We start from the raw sequence: 20966 nt of genomic DNA on the forward strand, positions 1-20966 counted from the left end.
CAACAAGTCCCGACGAATAGCCCTAACCTGCGGCCTGTAGCGCCTTGACCTGCGCGGTCAGCCATTCCAGATCCGGGTCGGGGATGCCAATCTCGGCCAGGTGCTGGGCGGTGTTATAGAGGTATTCGGTGTTCGGTCCGCGCCCGCCATGGGCCCGCGCGATCAGGCGGGCTTGCTCTTCGAGCGGCAGGTGGCAGTACTGCACGTGGGTCGGGTCGATGATATAGGCGATGGCCTGAACGCGGCGCTCATCGGCCAGATGCAGCTCGACCGTGTCCTCGTAATAGGCCGAGGAAATCAGCTCGCGCTCACGCAGATAGGCCAGGGTCTGCTCTTCGGTCCCCGGCTCGGCGCGCAGGGCAACCCCTTGGCAGGACGCGCCTTCCTGGGCGTCCAGGGCCAGCACGAGGCCCGGCTGCTCTTCGGTGCCGCGATGGTGGATCGAGTACATGCAAAATGACCGCGCATAGCCCGTCAGCTGCGCGTGTTGGCGTTCCACCACCGGAAAACCGGGGTTCCACAGCAAAGAAGCGTATCCGAATACCCAAAGCGTCATGGTTCTGGTCCTTGTCTCTTGGGGCTTGTAAACACCAATGCAAAGCCGAACGAAAGGGGCGCGGGAATGAAACGCTGGATTGTGCTGATCGTGGCTGCGGCCTTGGGCTATGCGGTGTTCTGGTTCTATGAGGCGAATGCCTTGCGTGGTCAGGTGAGCGACTGGATGGACGCGCGGCGCGCCGACGGCTGGCAGGTCGAGGCAGAGGTCAAGGTGCGCGGGTTCCCGTCGCGGCTGGACCTGACGCTGAGCGATCTTGATGTGATCACAGCTGAGGGAACGCGGGTTGAGGCGCCGATTTTCCAGAGCCTCGGTCTGACGTACAAGCCCGGTCACCACATTCTGGTGCTGCCGCAGGGCGCTGTGATCACAAAGGGCGGCGCGACGACGACGGTCGACGGCCAAGGGCTGCGCGCCAGTGTGATCACCGACGCCGACGGGCAGCTGCTGCGCCTGAACGCCGAGGCCGAGACATTGAACATCGCCAACGACGATCGCAGCCTTGCCGCCGCCGGGGTCTTGCTGGGGTTCCAGATGGCGAGCGCGCGGACCTATCGCTTGGGGCTGAGCGCCGATGCCTTGGCGGGGCCGTCTGGCACGATGGCTCCCGATAGCGCCGATGCGCTGTCCGTGCAGGCGGAAATCGCCTTTGACCGCGACTGGCGGCTAGGCGATCTGCCGCAAGAGCGCCCCCAGCCCACCAACCTCGACCTGCGGCTGGCGCAGTACCAAGTCGGCGCGCTGAATGTGCATCTTGCCGGGAAAATGAGCATCAGCGCCAGCGGCACCCCCGACGGGGCGCTGACCCTGCGCGCCACCAACTGGCAAGAGGCCCTGACCGGTTTGCGCGACACGGGCCACCTGCCCGACACCCTCGCCGATGCGCTGATGTCCGGCCTGTCGCTGGCCGCGACCCTCAGCGGCAAGCCGAACACGCTGGACCTGCCGCTGACCTTCAAGGGGGGCAAGACCAACCTCGGGCCGATCCCCCTTGGGCCTGCGCCGCGCCTGCGTCTGCCCTGAGAGGCCTTGCATAGCCCTGAAAACCGATGAACAGTCGGGGGCATGAGCGACGCCCTTTTCACCCGCATTAACGCCAAGCGTGACGATCTGATCGCGCTGACCCAAGACCTGATCCGCATTCCCACCCTCAACCCTCCGGGCGAGAATTACCGCGAGATTTGCGAGTATCTGGACGCGCGCCTGTCGGCCAAGGGGTTTGAAACGCAGCTGGTGCGCGCCCATGGTGCCCCCGGCGACAGCGACCGCTACCCGCGTTGGAACATCGTCGCCCGCCGCGAAGGCCCGCGCGCCGGGGATTGCGTGCATTTTAACTCTCACACCGACGTGGTCGAGGTCGGCGCAGGCTGGACCCGCGATCCCTTTGGCGCGGAACTGGACGGCGACCGGATCTATGGCCGGGGCACCTGTGATATGAAAGGCGGGCTGGCCGCCTCGATCATCGCCGCAGAGGCGTTTCTGGAGGAATACCCCGACTTTGCCGGCGCGATCGAGATTTCCGGCACGGCGGATGAAGAGTCCGGCGGCTATGGCGGCGTCGCCTATCTGGCCGAGCGCGGGTTCTTTGACCCGGCCCGCGTGCAGCATGTGATCATCCCCGAACCCTTGGGCAAGGACCGCATCTGTCTGGGGCACCGCGGCGCGTGGTGGGCCGAGATCGAAACCAAGGGCGAGATTGCCCATGGCTCGATGCCGTTCCTCGGAGATTGCGCGATCCGGCACATGGGCGCGGTGATCGACGCCTTCGAGGATCGGCTTTACCCGGCCATGGCCGCGCGCCACACCGAGATGCCGGTGGTCCCGGTCGAGGCGCGGCAGTCGACGCTCAACATCAACTCGATCCACGGCGGCGAGGAAGAGGCCCCCGAGGATTACTCGGGCCTGCCTGCGCCCTGCGTGCCCGACAGTTGCCGCATGATCATCGACCGGCGGTATCTGGTCGAAGAGCGCTACGACGAGGTGCGCGGCGAGGTGGTCGCGATCCTCGAAGACCTCAAGGCCAACCGGCCCCGGTTCGATTACGCGATCCGCGACATCAACCGGATCAACCCGTCGATGACGGACAAGGGCGCGCCGGTGGTGACAACGGTGCACGCCGCGATCCGCGATGTCTTGGGGGCCGAGGCGGCCTATATCGCCTCACCCGGCAGCTACGATCAAAAGCATATCGACCGGATCGGAACGCTGAAGAATTGCATCGCCTATGGGCCGGGGGTGCTGGAGCTGGCGCATAAGCCTGACGAGTGGATCGGCGTGACCGATATGCTCGACAGCGCGCGGGTGATGGGGCGGACGCTGGAGCGGTTGTTGCTGGGGTAGCTTTGGGGGTCTAGGGGCCTGCGCGGGCTGCGGGGGCGGGAGCCTTCGGCGAGGATATTTTTAAAGAGAAGAAGACCGGAGGGTGGTGGGTCAGTCCGGCGTGGGTTTCCCGACCTCGCGCAGCCACCGGGTGATGGCGATGATGCGCAAGGCGGCGACGGTGAAGATCAGGACATAGAGGACGAAGCCGAGGATCGGGGTGACGAGTGGCGGATAGGTCATGGGGGTGGAGGACATGACCTCGGCGATGGCGTGGAAATCGTTGAATTTGTAGAGGAAGGACTCGGCGACGTAGAGCAGTGTGATGGTCAGGCTGTCGCGCCATGTGCCCATGAGCAGGATCCAGCGGGCGTCTTGCGGCGTTTGCGCCTGCGGGGCGCGGCCTCGGGAGTAGAAGGTCAGCGCAACGGCGACGACGCCAAACCCGAGGGCGAGGCTGACCATCGCGAGATTATACATCGCGCCCTTGAAGGCGGGCGAGGAGAGTAGGGCAAACAGGTCTTGCATAGGGGCCTCTCAGGATCGCGGGCTGGCGGGACGGTGGGCGGGGCGATGTTCCGCAGGGACGAGCGCCGGACAGCGTCCGCCCCGGAATGTTTCAGACCGCGATGTTATCGATCAGGCGCACGCCCGCAAGCCATGCGGCCACCAAGAGGCGCGCCTCGCGGCTGGGCGTGTCCAGCAGGGACAGGTCATCGCAGGCGCGCAGGTCGAGGTATTCCACCTCGGTGAAACCTGCGGCGAGGATTTTTGCCTCGGCCTTTTGGCGCAGATCGGTGGCTGTGCCGCCCGCCCGGAGGCCCGCCGCCATTTCGGACAGCGCCTCGTGCAACGCCGGGGCCTTGATCCGCGCCCGGTCCGAGATCAGCAGGTTGCGCGAAGACATGGCGAGCCCGTCCTCTTCGCGGATCGTCGGGCAGCCGATGACCTCGACCGGGATGTCCAGATCCGCCGCCAGCCGTTTGACCACCTGCAACTGCTGAAAGTCCTTTTCGCCGAAAAATGCCTGATCCGCGCCGGTTTGGGTGAACAGCTTGGTCACCACCGTCGCCACCCCGTCAAAGTGCCCCGGACGGTGCGCGCCGCAGAGCACGTCGGTCAGGCCCGAAACGCTGACCGTGGTGGCAAAGCCCTCGGGGTAGACCTGATCCACACCCGGCACATAGACCACGTCCACGTCAAAGCGCGCCAGCTTGCGGGCGTCGTCCTCTTCGGTGCGGGGGTAGCTGTCGAGGTCGCTGGGATTGTTGAACTGTTTGGGGTTCACAAAGATCGTCACGATCACCCGGTCGCAGGCGTCCTGCGCCGCTTGCACCAACGAGAGGTGGCCTTCGTGCAGCGCGCCCATGGTGGGGACCACGCCGACACGCTCGCCCGCGCGTTTCCAGCCGTTCACCAGCGCGCGCAGTTCGGCCTTGGTGCGGATAATCTGAGGGGTCATTTCGGGGCCTCATCGGCAAAGACATGTTCGGCGGCGGGAAATTCGCGGGCGCGCACGGCGCGGGCGTAGTCGGCAATGGCCGCTTCGCCTTGTTCGCCGAGGTTCGCAAACCGCTTGACGAACTTCGCCTTGAAGGCGGTGAACAGCCCCAACATGTCATCCACCACGAGGATCTGCCCGTCGCAGCCGGCGCTGGCGCCGATGCCGATCGTGGGGATCGCGATGTCGGCGGTGATCCGGTCCGCGAGGCCCTGCGGCACCTTTTCCAGCACCACGGCAAAGGCCCCTGCCTCGGCCACGGCCCGTGCGTCAGCCATCAAAGCCTCGCCCGCAGCGCCGCGCCCTTGCACCTTGTAGCCGCCAAGCGTGTTGATCGACTGCGGCGTCAGGCCGATATGCGCCATCACCGGGATGCCGCGCTGCACCAGAAAGGCGATGGTCTCGGCCATGCCAACCCCGCCTTCCAGCTTGACCGCGCCTGCGCCGGTTTCGCGCATCAGCCGGGCAGCGTTTTCGAAGGCCACCTCGCGCGACGCCTCATAGGACCCAAAGGGCATGTCGACGACCATCATGGCCTGGGTCAGACCGCGCGCCACCGCCTGCCCGTGCAGGATCATCATCTCCATCGTGACGCCAAGGGTGCTGGGCAAGCCGTGCAGGACCATCCCGACCGAATCCCCAACGAGGACAAAGTCGCAATGCGCGTCCATCATCTGGGCCATGGGGGTGGTGTAAGCGGTCAGGCTGACCAGCGGCTCACCTCCCTTGCGGGCGCGGATATCATCCGGCAGCGGGGCCCGTTTCTTTGCCGTTGCACTCATCGCGTGCCTCCTTCGCGCAATAAAGTTGCGCGGGGATAGCAGATGCCGCAGCGCAGAACCAGCCCCCTCTTTGCGTCACGCTGTCATGGGTCAGTCGTCCACGACCTCAACCCCGTGGGCGCGCGCGTGTGCGTGGACGTCCGCCTTGAGCACCATAGCCAGCGGTTTATCCCCGCCCAGCGTGGTCAGAACCGCGCCCGCTTCGCTGATATGCGCCGTGAACAGCCCCTGACCGTCGGTAAAGGTCAGCTGCATGGACAGGTGCCCCTGCGAGTCCTCGCCCATATAGCTGATCATCGGCGGGAAAAGCGCCTGCAATTCTCCATGCCTGCGCAGCAGCAAGTCCAACGCCGGACCAGCGGTCAACAAGCGCAGCAAGTTGCGCGCCGCGCCCAGCAGGTCATCCGGCACTTCGGCCAGCAATTCACCGATCTCGGGGCCGCGAAAGCGGGAAATATCGTCCCAAGTCGCAGTCTCAAGGTCCATATTCACGCCACTGTTGTCATGCTCGATCCCGGTATACATCCGCGTCGACTCCGGCATCCCAACGAGGAACCGCAGCCCTTTGCTGGTGCGCAGTTTAAAGGCCATGACCTGCTGGCCGTCGATCTCGACGTAGCGCCCGGTCCCAAAGGATTCGAGAAACTCGGACTGTTTGCACGCCCCCGCCGCCAAGGCAGCGGACAGGCGCAACTGGTCCGAAAGCTCGGCCGTGATGCGGCGCACGGTGGCCGTTTCCACCCGGCGCATCCGGTCGGGGTTGGCCAGCACGGCCTTGGTGACTTCGTCCTGCCAATCGGCATCCTCGATGATCCGCAGATCGGGCAGCGACGCGATCCACGCGGCGATCATCCCCTGCAAAGGCGTTTTCTTGTTCAGCATGAAGAACGGCGAATCGAGCCGTTTCATCTCGGGCGCGATGCCGCCCTCAAAGCCGGTTTGCTTGTCCGCCTCTTCGGGGTTTTCCTGCACCCATTTCCAAGCCGAGCGCGCCAAGAGCAGCATGTCCTGAGCGCCCATCGCGCCAAGACCCGCGATCACATCGCGAAAGACCGCCTTGCGCGCGGCCCCCGCGTTATGGACAAACTGCGAATGGCCGCCGTTGCTGACCTGCGCAAGGTAGTAATCGCAGTGGTAGGCTTGGATCAGCGCCGGGTTGATCTCGTCGCGGGTGTAGTGCCCGTCCCCCATCAGCGCGTTGGCGTAGTCCACGATGTCCTGCATCATGCCGCTGGGGTCGCTTTCCCGCGCCTCGAACGAAGAGCGCCGCACCAGCAGATCGGTGACCATGGGCACCTCGACCGGCAAAGCCTGCGGCGGGATTGGCGGGGTCTTGGCCGCTTTTGCAAAGGTCGGCCCCTTTGGTGCGCTCTTTTTCAACACCCGCTTGCCGATCTGCCCAAGTACGAATCCCAGCATTCCGCCCTCTTTCCTGTGACTGCTCCGCAAGCTGACGCCGGAATGCGTCACAACTTGGGCGAGAGTCGCGCCATTCCCGGGCCAACACCCCGTCCCCAAAGGGGGCTTGATCCCCGGCCTGCCTGTGCCAAACTACCCTCGCGGGCAAAACGTCCGTACCGCAGGGAGAGACCTATGACCCGCTTCACCCTTTTCGCGTCCGTATGCGCGCTGGCCCTTGGCACCGCAGCGCAGGCACAGCAGACCGATCTGACCATTGCCTTGCAGCTGGAACCGCCGCATCTGGACCCCACCAGCGCCGCCGCCGGGGCCATCGACAGCGTGCTGTACACCAACGTCTTCGAAGGCCTGACCAAGTTCACCGAGACGGGGGCCGTCGTCCCCGGCCTTGGCACCTCGTGGGAGATTTCCGAGGACGGGCTGACCTATACCTTCCATCTGGCCGAGGGGGTGACCTTTCACGATGGCACCGCCTTTGACGCGGCGGATGTGAAATTCTCGCTCGACCGCGCCCGCGCCGAGGACAGCCAGAACGCGCAGAAAGCTTTGTTCGCGTCCATCGAGACCGTCGAGGCCACCGATCCCCAGACCGTCACCGTGACCCTGTCGAAACCCGACGGCGCGTTCCTGTTCAACATGGCGTGGGGCGATGCGGTGATCGTGGCCCCCGAAAGCATCGAAGGCATCAAGCAGACCCCCATCGGCACCGGCCCCTTCAAGTTCGACACCTGGACGCAAGGCGACAGCATCCATCTGGTGGCGAATGACGCCTATTGGGGCGACAAACCCGCGCTGAGTGAGGCGACGTTCAAGTTCATCAGTGACCCGACCGCCGCCTTTGCCGCCATGATGGCGCAGGACATTGACGCCTTTGCTGGCTTCCCCGCGCCGGAGAACCTGCCGATGTTCGACGCCGACCCGCGCTTTCAGGTGCTGCGCGGCTCGACCGAGGGCGAGACGATCCTTGCCATGAACAACAAGCAAGCGCCCTTTGACAACGTCAAGGTCCGGCAGGCCGTCGCCCATGCGATCAACCGCCAAGACATCATCGACGGCGCGATGTTTGGCCTCGGCACGCCCATCGGCACGCATTTCGCGCCGCACAACCCCGATTACGTCGACCTGACCGGTCTGTCCGGCTTTGACCCCGAGGCGGCCAAGGCTCTGCTGGCCGAGGCGGGCTTCCCCGATGGCTTTACCACCACTCTGAAACTGCCGCCCCCGTCCTATGCGCGCCGCGGCGGAGAGATCATCGCCGCCCAGCTGCGCGCCATCGGGATCGAGACCGAGATCACCAATCTTGAATGGGCGCAATGGCTGGAGGAAGTCTTTCGCGGCAAGGATTACGGGTTGACCATCGTCAGCCACACCGAGCCCGCCGACATCAATATCTACGCGCGGCCCGATTACTATTTCCAGTATGACAACCCCGCGTTCCAGACCTTGATGGACGAGCTGACCGTGACGGCGAATGCCGAACAACGCTCGGCCCTGCTGCGGCAGGCGCAAGCGATGATCGCCAAGGATTACGTGAACGGCTACCTGTTCCAGCTGGCCTTTCCGACCGTGGCGGACGCGCGCGTGCAGGGCCTGTGGGTGAACGCGCCGACGCAGGCGACGGACCTGACCGGGGTAAGCTGGTCTGAGTAACTGCTTGGGGGGCTGCCCACTGCGGGTGGCCCCTTTTCCCATTTAGAACTTTGGTTTCATGACTTTTTTCCACACTCTTCTGACCGCCGTGGCGCTATTGACCGCGCCCTTCGCCCATGCCGCCACCGTCACCTTGGGCGGCGATGCAACCATGAACTGCGGCCTGACCCTAGAGGGGGTGATCACCCAAGGTGACGCCGACAAGATCGCCGGGCTGGCGCGCGAATTGCCAGATGGCATCGCCGGGATGTACCGCAAGGAACGCCTGTGCCTGAACAGCCCCGGCGGCAGCTATCCCGAAGGTGTCGCCATCGCCAAACGCCTGCGCCAGATCGGCATCGGCACCGCCGTGGCAGAGGGCGCGCGCTGCGAAAGCGCCTGCGCCATCGCCTTTATGGGTGGCACCATGCACGGTGAAGAGGGGCAAAACAGCGTCCACCGCGTCCTGCACCCGCGCGGCAAACTAGGCTTTCACGCCCCGAGCGTTGACGTCCCCGAACGCGAGTACACAAAGCAGGCCGTGGACCGATCTTTTCAGATCGCCCTGGACGCCATCGCCTCGCTCATGCAGGCCCGCGCCGAGGGCTTGGACTTTGCGCAATCGCTGATGATCGCGATGATCGGCACCCCGCCGGACCAGATGCGTTATGTGGAAACCACCGGAGAGGCCTCTCGTTGGGAAATCGCCATCTTCCCCATCGCCCTGCCCGATCTGCCCCCCGAAAAGCTGGCGGCAACGGCGTGCGGCACGGGCAGCGTGACAATCTATGACGGCGCGCCCAGTCCAAATATGTACACCGACGTGTCCCGCAGCTTCCTGACCCGCACCGCGCTGAGCGACTATGCCATCACCCTACTGACCAGCCGCCAATATATGATCGAGGCCACGGCGCGCTGCGAATTGACGCTGCCTTACAATCCGGTCTTTGCCTCCGGACGCGTCGGGTACTTCCGCTTTACCGGCGACCGCGACGAGAGCCTGCACAACCTCTATCGCCACATGTTCTACCCCGCCGATACCCGCCTGACCGCCCTGACGCCAGACCCCAGCGGCCCGCAAACCGACCTCGCGCTGCTGCGGCAAAAGATCGAAACCGCGCCGCCCGTCCCCCCGACCGAGCTGTTCCGGTCCTGCACGCTCCAAGGCCAGCGCGCCGCCATCGCCAACGTCCAGAACTTTGTGAACCTGCGGGCCAGCGCGTCGCTCAAGGCGCCCATCGTGCGCGAGCTGCCCTTTGGCACCGAAGTCACCCTCACCGGCGACCCGGTAGTGGGCCGCGAATGGGCCGGTCAGGCGCAACGCTGCATCGACCTGTGCAACCGCTGGTCCGCCAACCGGCGCGATGCGGCCCACGTCCGGTCGGCGGCGCAATGCGTGGCCGACAACGTGGTCTGGTACCCGATCCGCGACGCGGCGGGCAACGCGGGCTACGTCAGCCGCAAATACCTGGAGGAAAGCTGGTAAGCAGCGGGCGTTAACCCTGACAAGCCCAATCTGTTCGGTCACAGACCCCAACTAGGAGAAAACCATGGGACTAGACTGGAAATGGCTGATCGGTTTAGCCATCGGCGTCGGTGGCATCGCGGCACCAATCCTTTATGACCGCTACGAGAAAAAGCAAGAACGCCAAGCCGCTCTACAAAACATCATCCAAGAAGCCGCAGCGGTGCAACAGCGTATTGTCCGTCTCAAAAGCCTCGCGCGGGGAACTGGGTTCCCCAGTCAGGTCGAACCGGCACACGTTATGCGCAAAGATGCACTCGCACTTGCGGATATGTCCCTCGACGCGCTCAAACCATTCGAACCAATGCAAGACACGCGCGAGCTTATCGACGCGTATGAGGACAATATCAACTTTCTTTTCAACGACATGTCATACTGCGCCTTCTTGGATGAAACGGCGCTTCTACCTTTGACGTATGCGATCGAAGAAGTGCATCTTTTGCGGAACACCCTACGTTTTGAGTTGTTTTACGACCAAGGCAAATTGTCCGAAAGTGAACGACAGGACGCTTTGGACAAAATGCTCGAAAAGTCCGTACGCGGGGATGAAACCGCCTTTTATACATCAATCAACGGATGCCGCGCCGCCAGCGATTGACCTTTCTCAGGCCGGTTTCACCCCCACCGCCAGCTTGGTCATGCCGGGTATCAGCGGTGCGACCTCAACCGCGTCGAACCCCGCGCGACCCAGCGCCTGGGCCAGCCACGCATCGTCCAGCGACCGTGCCTCTGGGGTAAAGGCCGTGTGCTGCAACTGCCACAGCGCGGTGTTCTTGGGCCCGCTCAGATCGGCGTCGACAATAAAGTCGTGGATCAACACCTTGCCGCCGGGGTGCAGGCGGTCAAACGCCTTTGTCAGCAAGCCCTCGTGCGTGTGATCGGGAACCCCGCTGAACAGGTAGCTCATCAGGATCGCATCCACACCGCTGGGCCAATCGGCCTCTAGCGCGTTGCCGTGCTGATAGGTGATCCGGTCCGACAGGCCCGCATCGGCCACATACGTCTCGCCCAGGGCCGCCACGTTGGGAAAGTCGATCACCGTCGCCTTGAGCTGCGGGAACGCTTTGCACAGGGTAATGGCAAACGCCCCCGTACCGCCGCCCACATCCAGCAAGTGCCGCGCCTGAGACAGATCAACCCGCCGCGCCAACCCGCGCGCGGGCCCCAGCGAGCCTGCGTGCTGGCTCTGGGAATACAGCCGCGCCTCTTCGGGGTCGGAAAACCACTGGGCATAGCTGGCGGTTTCATCGGCGCCCAGATCGCCGGGCAAGGCCTTTTCGATCTGATCCATCAAGGGGTACATCTGCTGGCCGACTTGCAGCCGCAGGTAATCGCCAAAGTCATACTTGGCCCCCTTGACCAAAAACGCCTCGGCGGCGGGCGAATTGGCAAAGCGCCCCGCGGCGTCGCGCGTGGTCAGCCCCAGACTGGTGAGCGCGCTCATCAAGGTGCGGCAGCGCTCGCGCGGCAGGCCGGTCTGCGCCGACAGCTCGTCCAAGCTGACCGCGCCCCCGGACAAAGCGCTAAAGACCCCGAATTCCAGCGCCGCGAACAGCGCCTTGGACCCCATGTAGGCGAATGCGATGTCTGAAATATCCTCGGCCTCGGTCAGAACCGGCATGTCCTTCTCCCCTTTGTTTGCTGCCGCTTCAGGGTAACGACAGGGTCGCAAAGGGCAACCCAAGGGGGAAGAAACGCTGGGTCACGGCGGCGCTTTGCCATTAAAATCGGCACCCGTGACGGCCCCGGCAAAGCGTGGCATGGTGCGCGCGACGTGACCGACTTGGACCCTGACGATGCGCTATGTGATTGCTTTGATTATGCTGTTGGCCGCCCCCGTACAGGCCGCGACCTTGGCCCTTGGGGGCGATGCCACCATGGGCTGCACCCTGTCGCTGAACGGAGAGATCGCGCGGGGCGACGCCCAGGAGGTTGGCTTTTTCCTAGAGGATTACGGCCTGCTGGGCGGTGGCCAAAGGCTGTGCCTGAACAGCGCCGGAGGCAGTTTTGCAGACGCAGTGCAAATCGCGCAAAGGCTGGTCGCGCAGGGCATCGGCACCGCGGTGGCCGAGGGCGCGGTTTGTAACGGGGCCTGCGCGCTGGCCTTTATCGGCGGCACCTCTGCGGGCGCGCCGGACCGCAGGCTGCACCCCGGCGGGCGCTTGGGCTTTCACGCGCCGCAGATCACCGACGCTGAGCGCGCCTATACCCGCGCCGAGGTCGACACCGCCTATGGCGTCGCGCTGATCGCCCTGTCCGAGGTGATCACCCTGCAAAGCCAAAGCGATTTCGACTTTCCCGCCAGCCTCTTGGCCGAGCTGGTCGCCACGCCGCCGCAGTCCGTCCGCCGGGTGGACACGGTGGCGGACGCGGCGCTGTGGCGGGTCACCGTCACGCCTGTTTTGGCACCCGATCTTCCCGCCAAAACTTTGACCGAACACGCCTGTCACAACGCGGCGCTGGCGCTGTGGGACGTGCCGGGGAGCGCGGTCCAATCGCTGCCAGAGGCCTTTGTGAACGCCCAAAGCGTGACCTCCGAAGGGCTGGAATTGACCACCGTCTACGCTTTTGCCGACAATCGCGCGCGCTGCCGGTTGACCCTGACCCAAGGTGCGCCGCAGATCGGCAGCGCGGGCTACCCCGAGATCGGCGCGCGCACCGCGCCTTTGACGGCGGCGATGTTGCACGACCCGGACAGGCTGCTTGCCGATCTGACGGCGGGGCAGACGCCCCTTGCCCAGATCGTCGCGCGCTACACCGACGGGGCCGTCCCGCCCGTCGCGCTCGCGCAAACAACCGTGCAGACCTGCGCGCCGGAGGCGCCGCAGATGCGGGTCACAAACGTCACGGAATTCGTCAATATGCGCGTCGCGCCCAGCTTTGGTGCCCGAATCCTGCGCCAAGCCCCCAAGGGCGAAGTGCTGGACCTGATCACCGCCGAGCCGCGCTTCGTCGGCCCCAGCGCCCGGCGCGCGGCGTGTCAAAGCGCCTGCTCCCAGCCCGATCAAACCGCCGAGCGCGCGGCCTGTATCACCGACAATGTCCTGTGGCACCACGTGCGCGCGGGCGGACAAACCGGCTGGATCTCGCGCAAGTATCTCGGCGCGCCGTGAGCCGCCAGGGCGGAATGTGACAACGCATTAACCCCGTGTGACAGTGCATTAACCCTCTGGACCCCGCCCAAGCGCGCCCCTAACGTGGCCTCATGCTGGCCTATCTCTTCCGCCGCTTGATGTCGCTGATCCTCAGCTTGGCCGTCGCCTCGCTGGTGATTTTCCTCGTGGTCGAAGTGGCCCCCGGCGATCCGGCCAGCTACATGCTGGGGATCAATGCGCAGCCCGACACGCTGGCCGCCTTGCGCGCCGAGCTTGGCCTCGACCTGCCGCCTGTGCAGCGGTATGTCGCGTGGGTCACGGGGATGCTGTCGGGGGATTTTGGCACGTCCTACACCTACCGCACAGAGGTCGCGGGCATGATTGCCCAGCGCCTTTGGGTGTCGCTGCCGCTGGCGCTGTACGCCTTGGTGCTGTCGACGCTGATCGCCTTTCCCGCCGGTATCCTTGCCGCCGCCCGCCGGGGCCGCGCCGCCGATGTCACCGTCATGGCGGGCACCCAGCTGGGCGTTGCGATCCCCAATTTCTGGTTCGCCATGCTGCTGGTCCTGCTGTTCGCGATCAAGCTGCGCTGGATGCCCTCGGGCGGCTTTCCCGGCTGGGACGACCCAGCCAAAGCCTTGATCTCGCTCACGCTTCCCGCCGTGGCGCTGGCCCTGCCCCAAGCGGCCATTCTCGCCCGTATCCTACGCTCGTCCCTGATCGACGCATTGGGCGAGGACTACATCCGCACCGCCCGCGCCAAGGGGCTGACCCGCTGGCAAGCGCTCCGCCGCCATGGCCTGCGCAACGCGCTGATCCCGGTGCTGACGATCCTTGGGCTGCAATTCTCGTTCCTGCTGGCGGGGGCGATCATCATCGAGCAGGTCTTTTACCTGCCGGGGCTGGGCCGCCTGATCTTTCAGTCGATTTCCCAGCGTGACCTGATCGTGGTGGAAAGCGTCGTCATGCTGCTGGTTTTCGCGGTGATCGTGGTGAATTTCCTCACCGATCTGGCCTATGTGGCCGTCGACCCGAGGCTGCGCCGATGAAAAGCCTGACCCTTGGCGCGCTGCTGACCGCGCTGTTCGTGATCGCCGCCGCGCTGTCCTTTCTGTGGACGCCGGGCGACGTCGAGGCCATGAACATCGCCGCAAGGCTGAAACCACCCAGCGCCGAGTACTTGCTCGGCACCGACCACTTTGGCCGCGATATCCTGAGCCTGATCATGGTGGGCGCGCGCACCTCGATCGCCGTGGCCCTTGTCGCGGTGGGGATCGGCATGGGCGTCGGTGTGCCGCTTGGCCTCGCGGCGGCGGCGACGCGTGGCTCACTGCTGGACGAAACCCTGTCCCGCGCCAACGACCTGATCTTTGCCTTCCCCAGCCTTGTCATCGCGATCCTCATCACCGCGATCCTCGGCCCCGGCGCGGTCAACGCGATCCTCGCCATCGGCATCTTCAACATCCCCGTCTTTGCCCGCCTGTCGCGCGCCGCCGCCCTGAGCCTATGGAAGCGCGACTTCATCCTCGCCGCGCGCACTTGCGGCAAATCCCGCGCCCGCATCAGCGCCGAGCATATCCTGCCCAATATCGCCAACCTCTTGATCGTGCAGGGCACCATCCAGTTCAGCCTTGGCATCCTCGCCGAAGCGGGTCTGTCCTATGTCGGTCTTGGCGCGCAGCCGCCGGTGCCGTCCTGGGGGCGGATGCTGGCCGATGCGCAGACCATGGTGGCGCTCGCCCCGCATGTGGCGATCATCCCCGGCGCGGCGATTGTGCTGATGGTGCTGGGGCTGAACCTGCTGGGCGACGGGCTGCGCGATCACCTTGACCCGCGTTTGCAAAAGGTGCGGGCATGAGCGTGGTGTCGATCACAGACCTGCGGGTCGAAATCCACGGCAAGCCGATCCTGAACGGCGTATCGCTGGACATCGCGCCGGGGGAAATCCTCGCGCTGACCGGCGAGAGCGGCTCTGGCAAGTCGATGACCGCCCTTGCGGTGATGGGGTTGCTGCCCCACGCGGCCAAGGCCTCGGGGCGGATCGACCTTGGCGGGCGGGACCTGCTGACCACGCCTGAGGGTGATCTTTGCGCCATCCGGGGCCGCGACATCGGCATGATCTTTCAGGAACCGATGACCGCGCTGAACCCCTTGCAGACCATCGGCGCGCAGGTCTCCGAAGTCATCCGCCTGCATGATCCGCGCGCCGACGCCACCAAACGCGCCCGCGAGGCGCTGGACAAGGTCGGGCTGGACCTGCCGCTATCGCGCCACCCGCATGAGTTGTCGGGGGGACAAAGACAGCGCGTGGTGATCGCCATGGCCATCGCCTGCCGCCCCAAGCTGCTGATCGCCGATGAGCCGACCACCGCGCTGGACGTGACGACGCAGGCGCAGATTATCGAGCTGCTCCGCGATCTGGTGCGCAGCGAAGGCATGGCCCTCATGATGATCACCCACGATCTGGCGGTGGTGGCCGATATGGCCGACCGCATCGCGGTGATGCGCGCCGGGGACGTGGTCGAAAGCGCCCCCACCGCGCAGCTCTTTGCCCGGATGCAACACCCTTATACCCGCCAGCTGTTCGAAGCCTCGCGCCACCGCGCCGACCTGCCGCCCTATACCCCCGCGCCGCCTCTGCTACAGGTGCGCGATGTGCGCCGCAGCTATCCTTTGCCGCGCGCCCATCCCTTTGCCCGGCGGGGGCAGTTTACCGCCGTCGATGGCGTCAGCTTTGACATCGGCACGGGTGAACGGCTGGGTCTGGTGGGCGAGAGCGGGTGTGGCAAGTCCACCCTGACGCGGGCGATCCTTGGGCTCGATCCCGTGCAGGGCGGGCAGATCACGCTCGACGGCGTGCCAGTCACCGACCCCGCCGCGCGCCGCAATATGCAGGTGGTGTTCCAGGATCCCTACAGCAGCTTCAACCCCCGCCACCGCGTCGCGCGCCTGATCACCGAGCCGTTTCACCTGACCGGCGCGCCCACCGATCCGCAAAAGGCCATCGCCGAAGCGCTGACCGCCGTGGGCCTGCACCCGGACGACCAGCACAAGCACATCCACGCCTTTTCCGGCGGGCAGCGTCAGCGTCTGGCCATTGCCCGCGCGCTGATCATCCGCCCCAAGCTGATCGTCTTTGACGAGGCGGTCAGCGCGCTGGACGTGCGGGTGCGCGCGCAGATCCTTGACCTGATGGCGGACCTCAGCCGGGCCTATGGGCTGACGTATCTCTTTATCAGCCACGATCTGTCGGTCGTGCGCTCGATCACCGACCGCGTGTTGGTCATGCAAAGCGGCAAGATCGTCGAGGATGGCCCCACGGAGCAGGTCTTTGACGCGCCGAGCCACCCTTATACCCAGCGGCTGCTTGCCGCCGCGCCCCATCTGCCGGAGGCCCCCGATGCTGCCTGATTTGCCCTTTGACCCGTCCTGTGTCCTGATCGGAGGCGAATGGCGCGCAACCCCCGAGGTTTTGTCCTTGGGCAACCCCTCCACCGGCGGGCCGCTGGCGCAGATCGCCCGCGGCACGGCGAGGGACGTGGACGCGGCAGTCACGGCGGCGCGCGGCGCTTTGGACGGCGACTGGGGGCGCGTGCCTGCCGCCGAGCGCGGGCGTATCCTGACGCGCCTCGGGCAGTTGGTGCTGGAGCATCAAGAGGTCTTGACCACGCTAGAGGCCTTGGACGTGGGCAAACCGCTGGCCCAGGCGCGGGCGGACGTGCTGGCCTTGGCGCGCTATGCCGAGTTCTACGGTGGCGCGGCGGACAAGGTGCACGGCCAGACGATCCCCTATCTGGACGGCTACACGGTTTATACTATGCGCGAGCCGCATGGGGTGACGGGCCATATCGTGCCGTGGAACTACCCGATGCAGATCATTGGCCGCTCGGTCGGGGCGGCGCTGACCATGGGCAACGCCTGCGTGCTGAAACCCGCCGAGGATGCCTGTTTGACCGCGCTCTATTTCGCATGGCTCGCTGGTGAGGCGGGCCTGCCTGCGGGCGCGCTGAACGTGGTGCCGGGGCTGGGGTCCGAGGCTGGCGCAGCGCTCTCTGCCCATCCCGGCATCCAACACCTGAGCTTTACCGGATCGGTCGCTACGGGCGCGGCTGTGCAGATCGCCGCCGGGGCCAACGTGGTGCCAGTGACGCTGGAGCTGGGCGGGAAATCCCCGCAGGTGGTCTTTGACGACGCCGATCTGGACGCCGCGCTGCCCTTCCTCGTGAACGCGGGCCTGCAAAACGCTGGACAGACCTGTTCGGCCTCCTCGCGCATCCTCGTACAGCGCGGGGTCTATGACACGGTCGCCCGCCGCATGGCCGAGGCTTACCGCGCCAAGACCATCGGCCCGGCGCTGGACAACCCCGACATCGGCCCGCTGATCAATGCGACGCAAAAGGCGCGGGTCGAGGGGTTCCTCGCCAAGGGCCACGACCTGGAGATGCTGGCGCAGGCGACACCCCCGCTCTCCCAAGGCCACTACGTCCCCGCCACGCTGTTCGGCAATGTGCCGCCGCAGCACCCGCTGGCGCAGGACGAGATCTTTGGCCCGGTGCAATGCCTGATCCCCTTCGAAACCGAGGAAGAGGCGGTGCAGATCGCCAACGGGACAGACTATGGCCTCGTCGCCTCGGTCTGGACCCGCGACGGCGCGCGGCAGATGCGGCTGGCGAAACGGCTGCGCGCGGGACAGGTGTTCGTGAACAATTACGGCGCGGGGGGCGGGGTCGAATTGCCGTTCGGCGGGCACGGGAAATCGGGACATGGCCGGGAAAAGGGCTTTGAGGCGCTCTATGGATTTTCCACGCTCAAAACCGTCGCGGCCTTCCATGGGTAACCGGGGCCAAATTCCTTTGAAGGAATTTGCAAATTTCTTACCAAGAAATTTGACCCGCCCAGACGCGCCGTTTGGTATACCAAATCCGCTTGCTCTTGCCGCGCGCCCGGCGCACCATCGCGGCGGGAGGAGACAACCATGAGATTTGAAAACCGCAAGGCCATCGTCACCGGCGGCGCATCCGGCATCGGAGCGGCCATCGCCCAGCGCCTCGCCAGCGAGGGCGCGCAGGTCACCGTCTGGGACATCAACCCCGCCGCCCTGGAGGCCATGCAAGGCCCGTTCATCACCGGCCAACAGGTGGATGTCACCGACGCGGCGCAGGTTGGGGCCGCCATGGACGCCGCCGCCGAGGCCATGGGCGGGCTCGACACCCTTGTCTGTTCCGCTGGCATCACCGGCCCCAACACCACCGTGATCGACTATCCGGTGGACGACTGGCACCGCGTGTTGAACCTCAACATCAACGGCGTGTTTTACTGCAACAAGCACGCGGCGCGGATCATGCGCCCGCACGGCTTTGGGCGGATCGTCAACTTCGCCTCGATCGCAGGCAAAGAGGGCAACCCCAACGCCAGCGCCTATTCCACCTCCAAGGCCGCCGTCATCGGTCTGACCAAGTCACTGGGCAAGGAGCTGTGCGACACCCAGATCACCGTCAACGCCGTCGCTCCCGCCGTGGTCGAAAGCCCGATCCTTGCGCAGATGACGCCCGAGTTCATCGACTACATGAAATCCAAGATCCCCATGGGCCGCTTCGGCACCGTGGAGGAAATCGCCTCAATGGTCTGCTGGCTGGCCAGCGCCGAGGCCAGTTTCACCACCGCTGCGGTCTTTGACCAGTCCGGCGGGCGCGCGACATACTAGAGGGGAGAGTGACATGAGACTGAAAGGCAAGCGGGCCATCGTGACGGGTGCAGGGTCGGGCTTTGGCGCAGGGATAGCGCGGCGGTTTCTGGCCGAGGGGGCGCAGGTCTTGCTGGCCGATCTCAACCATGACGCCGCTTTGTCGGTCGTGGAGGAAGCCGGCGGCGGCGTGGCTTTCCGCGCCGACGTCTCGAACGCGCAGGACACCGACCGGATGATCGCCGAGGCCCAAGAGCAGTTCGGCGGCGTCGATATCCTCGTGAACAACGCCGGTTGCACCCATCTGCCCGCCTTTATGGAGGACGTCAACGAAGAGGACTTCGACCGCGTCTGGGCCGTCAACTGCAAGTCGATCTACCTTGGGGCGCGCACCTTGGTGCCGATCTTCAAGGATCAGGGCGCTGGGACGATCCTCAACATCTCGTCCACGGCGGGGCTGTCGCCGCGCCCCAAGCTGAACTGGTACAACGCCTCCAAGGGCTGGGTGAACACCGCGACCAAGGCGATGGCGGTCGAACTCGCCCCCTTTGGCATCCGCGTCAATGCGCTGAACCCCGTGGCCGGGGACACGCCCCTGCTCGCCAGTTTCATGGGCGAAGACACGCCGGAGATGCGCGCCAAGTTCCTCTCGACCATCCCCTTGGGCCGCTTTTCCACCCCCGAGGACATGGCCAACGCCGCCTTGTACCTGTGCTCGGACGAGGCCAGCATGGTGACCGGCGTCTGCATGGAAGTGGACGGCGGGCGCTGCATCTAAACCGCCAGTCAAAGGAGCATCGCGATGAAGCCCGGACCCCAGAACCTGATTACCGACGTGGCGGGCCTGCACGTGGGCAACGCGCAGGATGACAGGATCAAGAGCGGGGTGACCGTGCTGACCGCCGATGCGCCTTTTACGGCGTCGGTGGCGGTGCACGGCGGCGCGCCCGGCACGCGCGAGACCGACCTGCTCTCCCCCGACAAAAGCGCCCCCGGCGTCGATGCGCTGGTGCTGTCGGGGGGCAGCGCCTTTGGGCTCGCGGCGGCGCAGGGCGTGATGGACGCTTTGCACGCGCAGGGGCGCGGCTTTCCGGTGTTCTCGGCGCGGGTGCCGATTGTGCCTGCGGCGATCATCTTTGACCTGCTGAACGGCGGCGACAAGGCGTGGGGCGACAACCCCTACCCGGCGCTTGGGGCACGGGCTTTGACGGATGCCTCTGGCGATTTCGCGCTTGGCAGCGTTGGCGCAGGCACCGGTGCGCAGACGGCGCAGCATAAGGGCGGGCTTGGGTCCGCCTCCTTGGTCTTGGACGATGGCACCACCGTGGGCGCCTTGGTCGCTGTGAACCCCATGGGCAGCGTCACGACGCCCTCGGGGCGGCACTTCTGGGCCGCGCCCTTTGAGCTGGACGCAGAGTACGGTGCCTTGGGTCCGGACCCCGCCCCCTCGATCCACCTTCCGCACAGCCGCAAGGTGCCCGCCATGGCGCAGCAGGGCAACACAACCATCGCCATCGTCGCCACGGACGCCTGCCTCGACAAGGCGCAGTGTCACCGTATGGCGGTCGCCGCACATGACGGCCTCGCCCGCGCGATCCTGCCCGCGCATAGCCCGATGGACGGAGACCTCGTCTTTGCCGCCGCCACGGGTGCGCGCGAATTGATCGACCCGCACACCCAGCTGGCGATGATCGGCCATGCCGCGAGCCTGTGCCTGTCGCGCGCCATCGCCCGCGCCGTGTGGGAGGCAACGCCTGCACCGGGGGACACCCTGCCAACGCTGCGGAGCGAGCTGGGATTGTAGCGCAGGAAACTTTTCTCCGCCGGGCGACGTTAACCCTTTGACGTTTCCAACGACCGGAGTTCCCATGAAACCGCTGATCCTTGCCCTGTGCCTGACCGCCCCGTTTGCCGTAGATGCCCAAGAACTGCGCAGCCCCGACGCCTTTGCCGACATCGCAGAGGACGACGCCCGCGCCGCCGCGCTGTTTGACGAAATGGCCAAGGTGCTGACCCACCCGCGCTGTCTGAACTGTCACCCGGTGGGGGATCGGCCCACGCAGGGCGACGACATGCACCCGCATATGCCGCCCATCGTCCGAGGCGAAAACGGCTTTGGCCCGGCGGGGGTCAGTTGCTCGACCTGCCATGGCACGGAAAACCGCGATTTCCTGATCTCTCCCGGTGGCATTCCGGGTCATGAGCCCTGGCACCTCGCGCCGGTCAGCATGGGCTGGCAGGGTCTGAGCAACGCCGAAATCTGCGCCCAAATCAAGGATCCGGCTCGCAATGGCGACCGCACCCTAGAGGACATCTACACCCATAACGCCACCGACGGGCTGGTCGGTTGGGGCTGGACCCCCGGCGCGGGCCGCACCCCTGCCCCCGGCTCTCAGGAACAGTTCGGCGCGCTCACCCGTGCGTGGATCGACAGCGGCGCGGCCTGCCCGACGTAAG

Annotated in this window: 20 protein-coding genes; 14 read left to right on the top strand and 6 right to left on the bottom strand. The window is 65.6% G+C overall.

Annotated features, from left to right (window positions below; all coding sequences use genetic code 11):
- Positions 1–22: 22 nt before the first annotated feature.
- Positions 23–556 (bottom strand): gamma-glutamylcyclotransferase, encoded by a 534-nt coding sequence (locus tag B9A11_RS03275; protein ID WP_058245793.1) that lies wholly within the window; start codon positions 554–556, stop codon positions 23–25.
- A gap of 66 nt (positions 557–622) precedes the next feature.
- Between B9A11_RS03275 and B9A11_RS03280 the strand changes: the two genes are divergently transcribed.
- Positions 623–1579, top strand: a complete 957-nt coding sequence (locus B9A11_RS03280) for a DUF2125 domain-containing protein (RefSeq protein WP_058245792.1) — start codon at positions 623–625, stop codon at positions 1577–1579.
- A 42-nt stretch (positions 1580–1621) separates the two neighbouring features.
- Positions 1622–2896, top strand: coding sequence for an acetylornithine deacetylase/succinyl-diaminopimelate desuccinylase family protein (locus tag B9A11_RS03285; RefSeq protein ID WP_058245791.1), 1275 nt, complete (start codon positions 1622–1624; stop codon positions 2894–2896).
- Positions 2897–2986: 90 nt separating this feature from the next.
- Here the strand turns inward: B9A11_RS03285 and B9A11_RS03290 are convergent, their stop codons facing one another.
- From B9A11_RS03290 to B9A11_RS03305, 4 genes are all read right to left on the bottom strand, one after another.
- Positions 2987–3403 carry a hypothetical protein gene (locus B9A11_RS03290; RefSeq protein WP_058245790.1) on the bottom strand — a complete coding sequence of 139 codons (417 nt, stop codon included), beginning with the start codon at positions 3401–3403 and terminating at the stop codon, positions 2987–2989.
- Positions 3404–3494: 91 nt separating this feature from the next.
- Complete coding sequence (panC, locus tag B9A11_RS03295) at positions 3495–4337, bottom strand: pantoate--beta-alanine ligase (protein ID WP_058245789.1); 843 nt, start codon at positions 4335–4337, stop codon at positions 3495–3497.
- Positions 4334–5158, bottom strand: coding sequence for a 3-methyl-2-oxobutanoate hydroxymethyltransferase (panB, locus tag B9A11_RS03300; RefSeq protein ID WP_058245788.1), 825 nt, complete (start codon positions 5156–5158; stop codon positions 4334–4336). Before panB ends, panC begins: the two co-directional genes overlap by 4 nt.
- 90 nt (positions 5159–5248) lie before the next feature.
- On the bottom strand, positions 5249–6577 hold the full coding sequence (locus B9A11_RS03305) for a DMP19 family protein (protein ID WP_058245787.1): 1329 nt from the start codon (positions 6575–6577) through the stop codon (positions 5249–5251).
- A gap of 174 nt (positions 6578–6751) precedes the next feature.
- On the opposite strand from B9A11_RS03305, the gene B9A11_RS03310 reads away from it, so the two are divergent.
- From B9A11_RS03310 to B9A11_RS03320, 3 genes are all read left to right on the top strand, one after another.
- Positions 6752–8227: an ABC transporter substrate-binding protein gene (locus B9A11_RS03310; protein WP_058245786.1), complete on the top strand. Its 1476-nt coding sequence runs from the start codon at positions 6752–6754 to the stop codon at positions 8225–8227.
- A gap of 58 nt (positions 8228–8285) precedes the next feature.
- Entirely contained in the window at positions 8286–9692 is a 1407-nt protein-coding gene (locus tag B9A11_RS03315) for an SH3 domain-containing protein (RefSeq protein WP_058245785.1), read from the top strand.
- Between the two features lie 64 nt (positions 9693–9756).
- Positions 9757–10329, top strand: coding sequence for a hypothetical protein (locus B9A11_RS03320; RefSeq protein ID WP_058245784.1), 573 nt, complete (start codon positions 9757–9759; stop codon positions 10327–10329).
- Between the two features lie 6 nt (positions 10330–10335).
- Here the strand turns inward: B9A11_RS03320 and B9A11_RS03325 are convergent, their stop codons facing one another.
- Positions 10336–11352, bottom strand: a complete 1017-nt coding sequence (locus B9A11_RS03325; protein ID WP_058245783.1) for a methyltransferase — start codon at positions 11350–11352, stop codon at positions 10336–10338.
- A 175-nt stretch (positions 11353–11527) separates the two neighbouring features.
- Between B9A11_RS03325 and B9A11_RS03330 the strand changes: the two genes are divergently transcribed.
- The 9 genes from B9A11_RS03330 (at position 11528) to B9A11_RS03370 (ending at position 20965) form a co-directional block, all read left to right on the top strand.
- Positions 11528–12844 (top strand): hypothetical protein, encoded by a 1317-nt coding sequence (locus B9A11_RS03330; RefSeq protein ID WP_058245782.1) that lies wholly within the window; start codon positions 11528–11530, stop codon positions 12842–12844.
- Between the two features lie 92 nt (positions 12845–12936).
- A complete protein-coding gene (locus tag B9A11_RS03335) occupies positions 12937–13875 on the top strand; it encodes an ABC transporter permease (RefSeq protein ID WP_058245781.1) in 939 nt (312 codons plus the stop codon).
- Positions 13872–14684, top strand: a complete 813-nt coding sequence (locus B9A11_RS03340) for an ABC transporter permease (RefSeq protein ID WP_058245780.1) — start codon at positions 13872–13874, stop codon at positions 14682–14684. Before B9A11_RS03335 ends, B9A11_RS03340 begins: the two co-directional genes overlap by 4 nt.
- Positions 14681–16237 (top strand): ABC transporter ATP-binding protein, encoded by a 1557-nt coding sequence (locus B9A11_RS03345; RefSeq protein ID WP_058245779.1) that lies wholly within the window; start codon positions 14681–14683, stop codon positions 16235–16237. The genes B9A11_RS03340 and B9A11_RS03345 overlap by 4 nt, the downstream gene beginning before the upstream one ends.
- Positions 16227–17663 carry an aldehyde dehydrogenase family protein gene (locus B9A11_RS03350; RefSeq protein ID WP_058245778.1) on the top strand — a complete coding sequence of 479 codons (1437 nt, stop codon included), beginning with the start codon at positions 16227–16229 and terminating at the stop codon, positions 17661–17663. The genes B9A11_RS03345 and B9A11_RS03350 overlap by 11 nt, the downstream gene beginning before the upstream one ends.
- 138 nt (positions 17664–17801) lie before the next feature.
- Entirely contained in the window at positions 17802–18530 is a 729-nt protein-coding gene (locus tag B9A11_RS03355; RefSeq protein WP_058245777.1) for an SDR family NAD(P)-dependent oxidoreductase, read from the top strand.
- Between the two features lie 13 nt (positions 18531–18543).
- Positions 18544–19287, top strand: a complete 744-nt coding sequence (locus B9A11_RS03360) for an SDR family oxidoreductase (protein WP_058245776.1) — start codon at positions 18544–18546, stop codon at positions 19285–19287.
- A 24-nt stretch (positions 19288–19311) separates the two neighbouring features.
- Entirely contained in the window at positions 19312–20313 is a 1002-nt protein-coding gene (locus B9A11_RS03365) for a P1 family peptidase (RefSeq protein ID WP_058245775.1), read from the top strand.
- Positions 20314–20377: 64 nt separating this feature from the next.
- The gene (locus B9A11_RS03370; RefSeq protein WP_058245774.1) at positions 20378–20965 is read left to right on the top strand and encodes a hypothetical protein; all 588 of its coding nucleotides are present in this window, start codon (positions 20378–20380) and stop codon (positions 20963–20965) included.
- The last annotated feature ends 1 nt before the right edge of the window (position 20966 follow it).

Source organism: Tropicibacter naphthalenivorans (assembly GCF_900176475.1).
Classification (GTDB): Bacteria; Pseudomonadota; Alphaproteobacteria; order Rhodobacterales; family Rhodobacteraceae; genus Tropicibacter; species Tropicibacter naphthalenivorans.

Excerpts from the sequence above, each read along its gene's own strand:
- B9A11_RS03275 (WP_058245793.1), bottom strand. The coding sequence starts at position 556 with ATGACGCTTTGGGTATTCGGATACGCTTCTTTGCTGTGGAACCCCGGT.
- B9A11_RS03280 (WP_058245792.1), top strand. The coding sequence starts at position 623 with ATGAAACGCTGGATTGTGCTGATCGTGGCTGCGGCCTTGGGCTATGCG.
- B9A11_RS03285 (WP_058245791.1), top strand. The coding sequence starts at position 1,622 with ATGAGCGACGCCCTTTTCACCCGCATTAACGCCAAGCGTGACGATCTG.
- B9A11_RS03290 (WP_058245790.1), bottom strand. The coding sequence starts at position 3,403 with ATGCAAGACCTGTTTGCCCTACTCTCCTCGCCCGCCTTCAAGGGCGCG.
- panC (WP_058245789.1), bottom strand. The coding sequence starts at position 4,337 with ATGACCCCTCAGATTATCCGCACCAAGGCCGAACTGCGCGCGCTGGTG.
- panB (WP_058245788.1), bottom strand. The coding sequence starts at position 5,158 with ATGAGTGCAACGGCAAAGAAACGGGCCCCGCTGCCGGATGATATCCGC.
- B9A11_RS03305 (WP_058245787.1), bottom strand. The coding sequence starts at position 6,577 with ATGCTGGGATTCGTACTTGGGCAGATCGGCAAGCGGGTGTTGAAAAAG.
- B9A11_RS03310 (WP_058245786.1), top strand. The coding sequence starts at position 6,752 with ATGACCCGCTTCACCCTTTTCGCGTCCGTATGCGCGCTGGCCCTTGGC.
- B9A11_RS03315 (WP_058245785.1), top strand. The coding sequence starts at position 8,286 with ATGACTTTTTTCCACACTCTTCTGACCGCCGTGGCGCTATTGACCGCG.
- B9A11_RS03320 (WP_058245784.1), top strand. The coding sequence starts at position 9,757 with ATGGGACTAGACTGGAAATGGCTGATCGGTTTAGCCATCGGCGTCGGT.
- B9A11_RS03325 (WP_058245783.1), bottom strand. The coding sequence starts at position 11,352 with ATGCCGGTTCTGACCGAGGCCGAGGATATTTCAGACATCGCATTCGCC.
- B9A11_RS03330 (WP_058245782.1), top strand. The coding sequence starts at position 11,528 with ATGCGCTATGTGATTGCTTTGATTATGCTGTTGGCCGCCCCCGTACAG.
- B9A11_RS03335 (WP_058245781.1), top strand. The coding sequence starts at position 12,937 with ATGCTGGCCTATCTCTTCCGCCGCTTGATGTCGCTGATCCTCAGCTTG.
- B9A11_RS03340 (WP_058245780.1), top strand. The coding sequence starts at position 13,872 with ATGAAAAGCCTGACCCTTGGCGCGCTGCTGACCGCGCTGTTCGTGATC.
- B9A11_RS03345 (WP_058245779.1), top strand. The coding sequence starts at position 14,681 with ATGAGCGTGGTGTCGATCACAGACCTGCGGGTCGAAATCCACGGCAAG.
- B9A11_RS03350 (WP_058245778.1), top strand. The coding sequence starts at position 16,227 with ATGCTGCCTGATTTGCCCTTTGACCCGTCCTGTGTCCTGATCGGAGGC.
- B9A11_RS03355 (WP_058245777.1), top strand. The coding sequence starts at position 17,802 with ATGAGATTTGAAAACCGCAAGGCCATCGTCACCGGCGGCGCATCCGGC.
- B9A11_RS03360 (WP_058245776.1), top strand. The coding sequence starts at position 18,544 with ATGAGACTGAAAGGCAAGCGGGCCATCGTGACGGGTGCAGGGTCGGGC.
- B9A11_RS03365 (WP_058245775.1), top strand. The coding sequence starts at position 19,312 with ATGAAGCCCGGACCCCAGAACCTGATTACCGACGTGGCGGGCCTGCAC.
- B9A11_RS03370 (WP_058245774.1), top strand. The coding sequence starts at position 20,378 with ATGAAACCGCTGATCCTTGCCCTGTGCCTGACCGCCCCGTTTGCCGTA.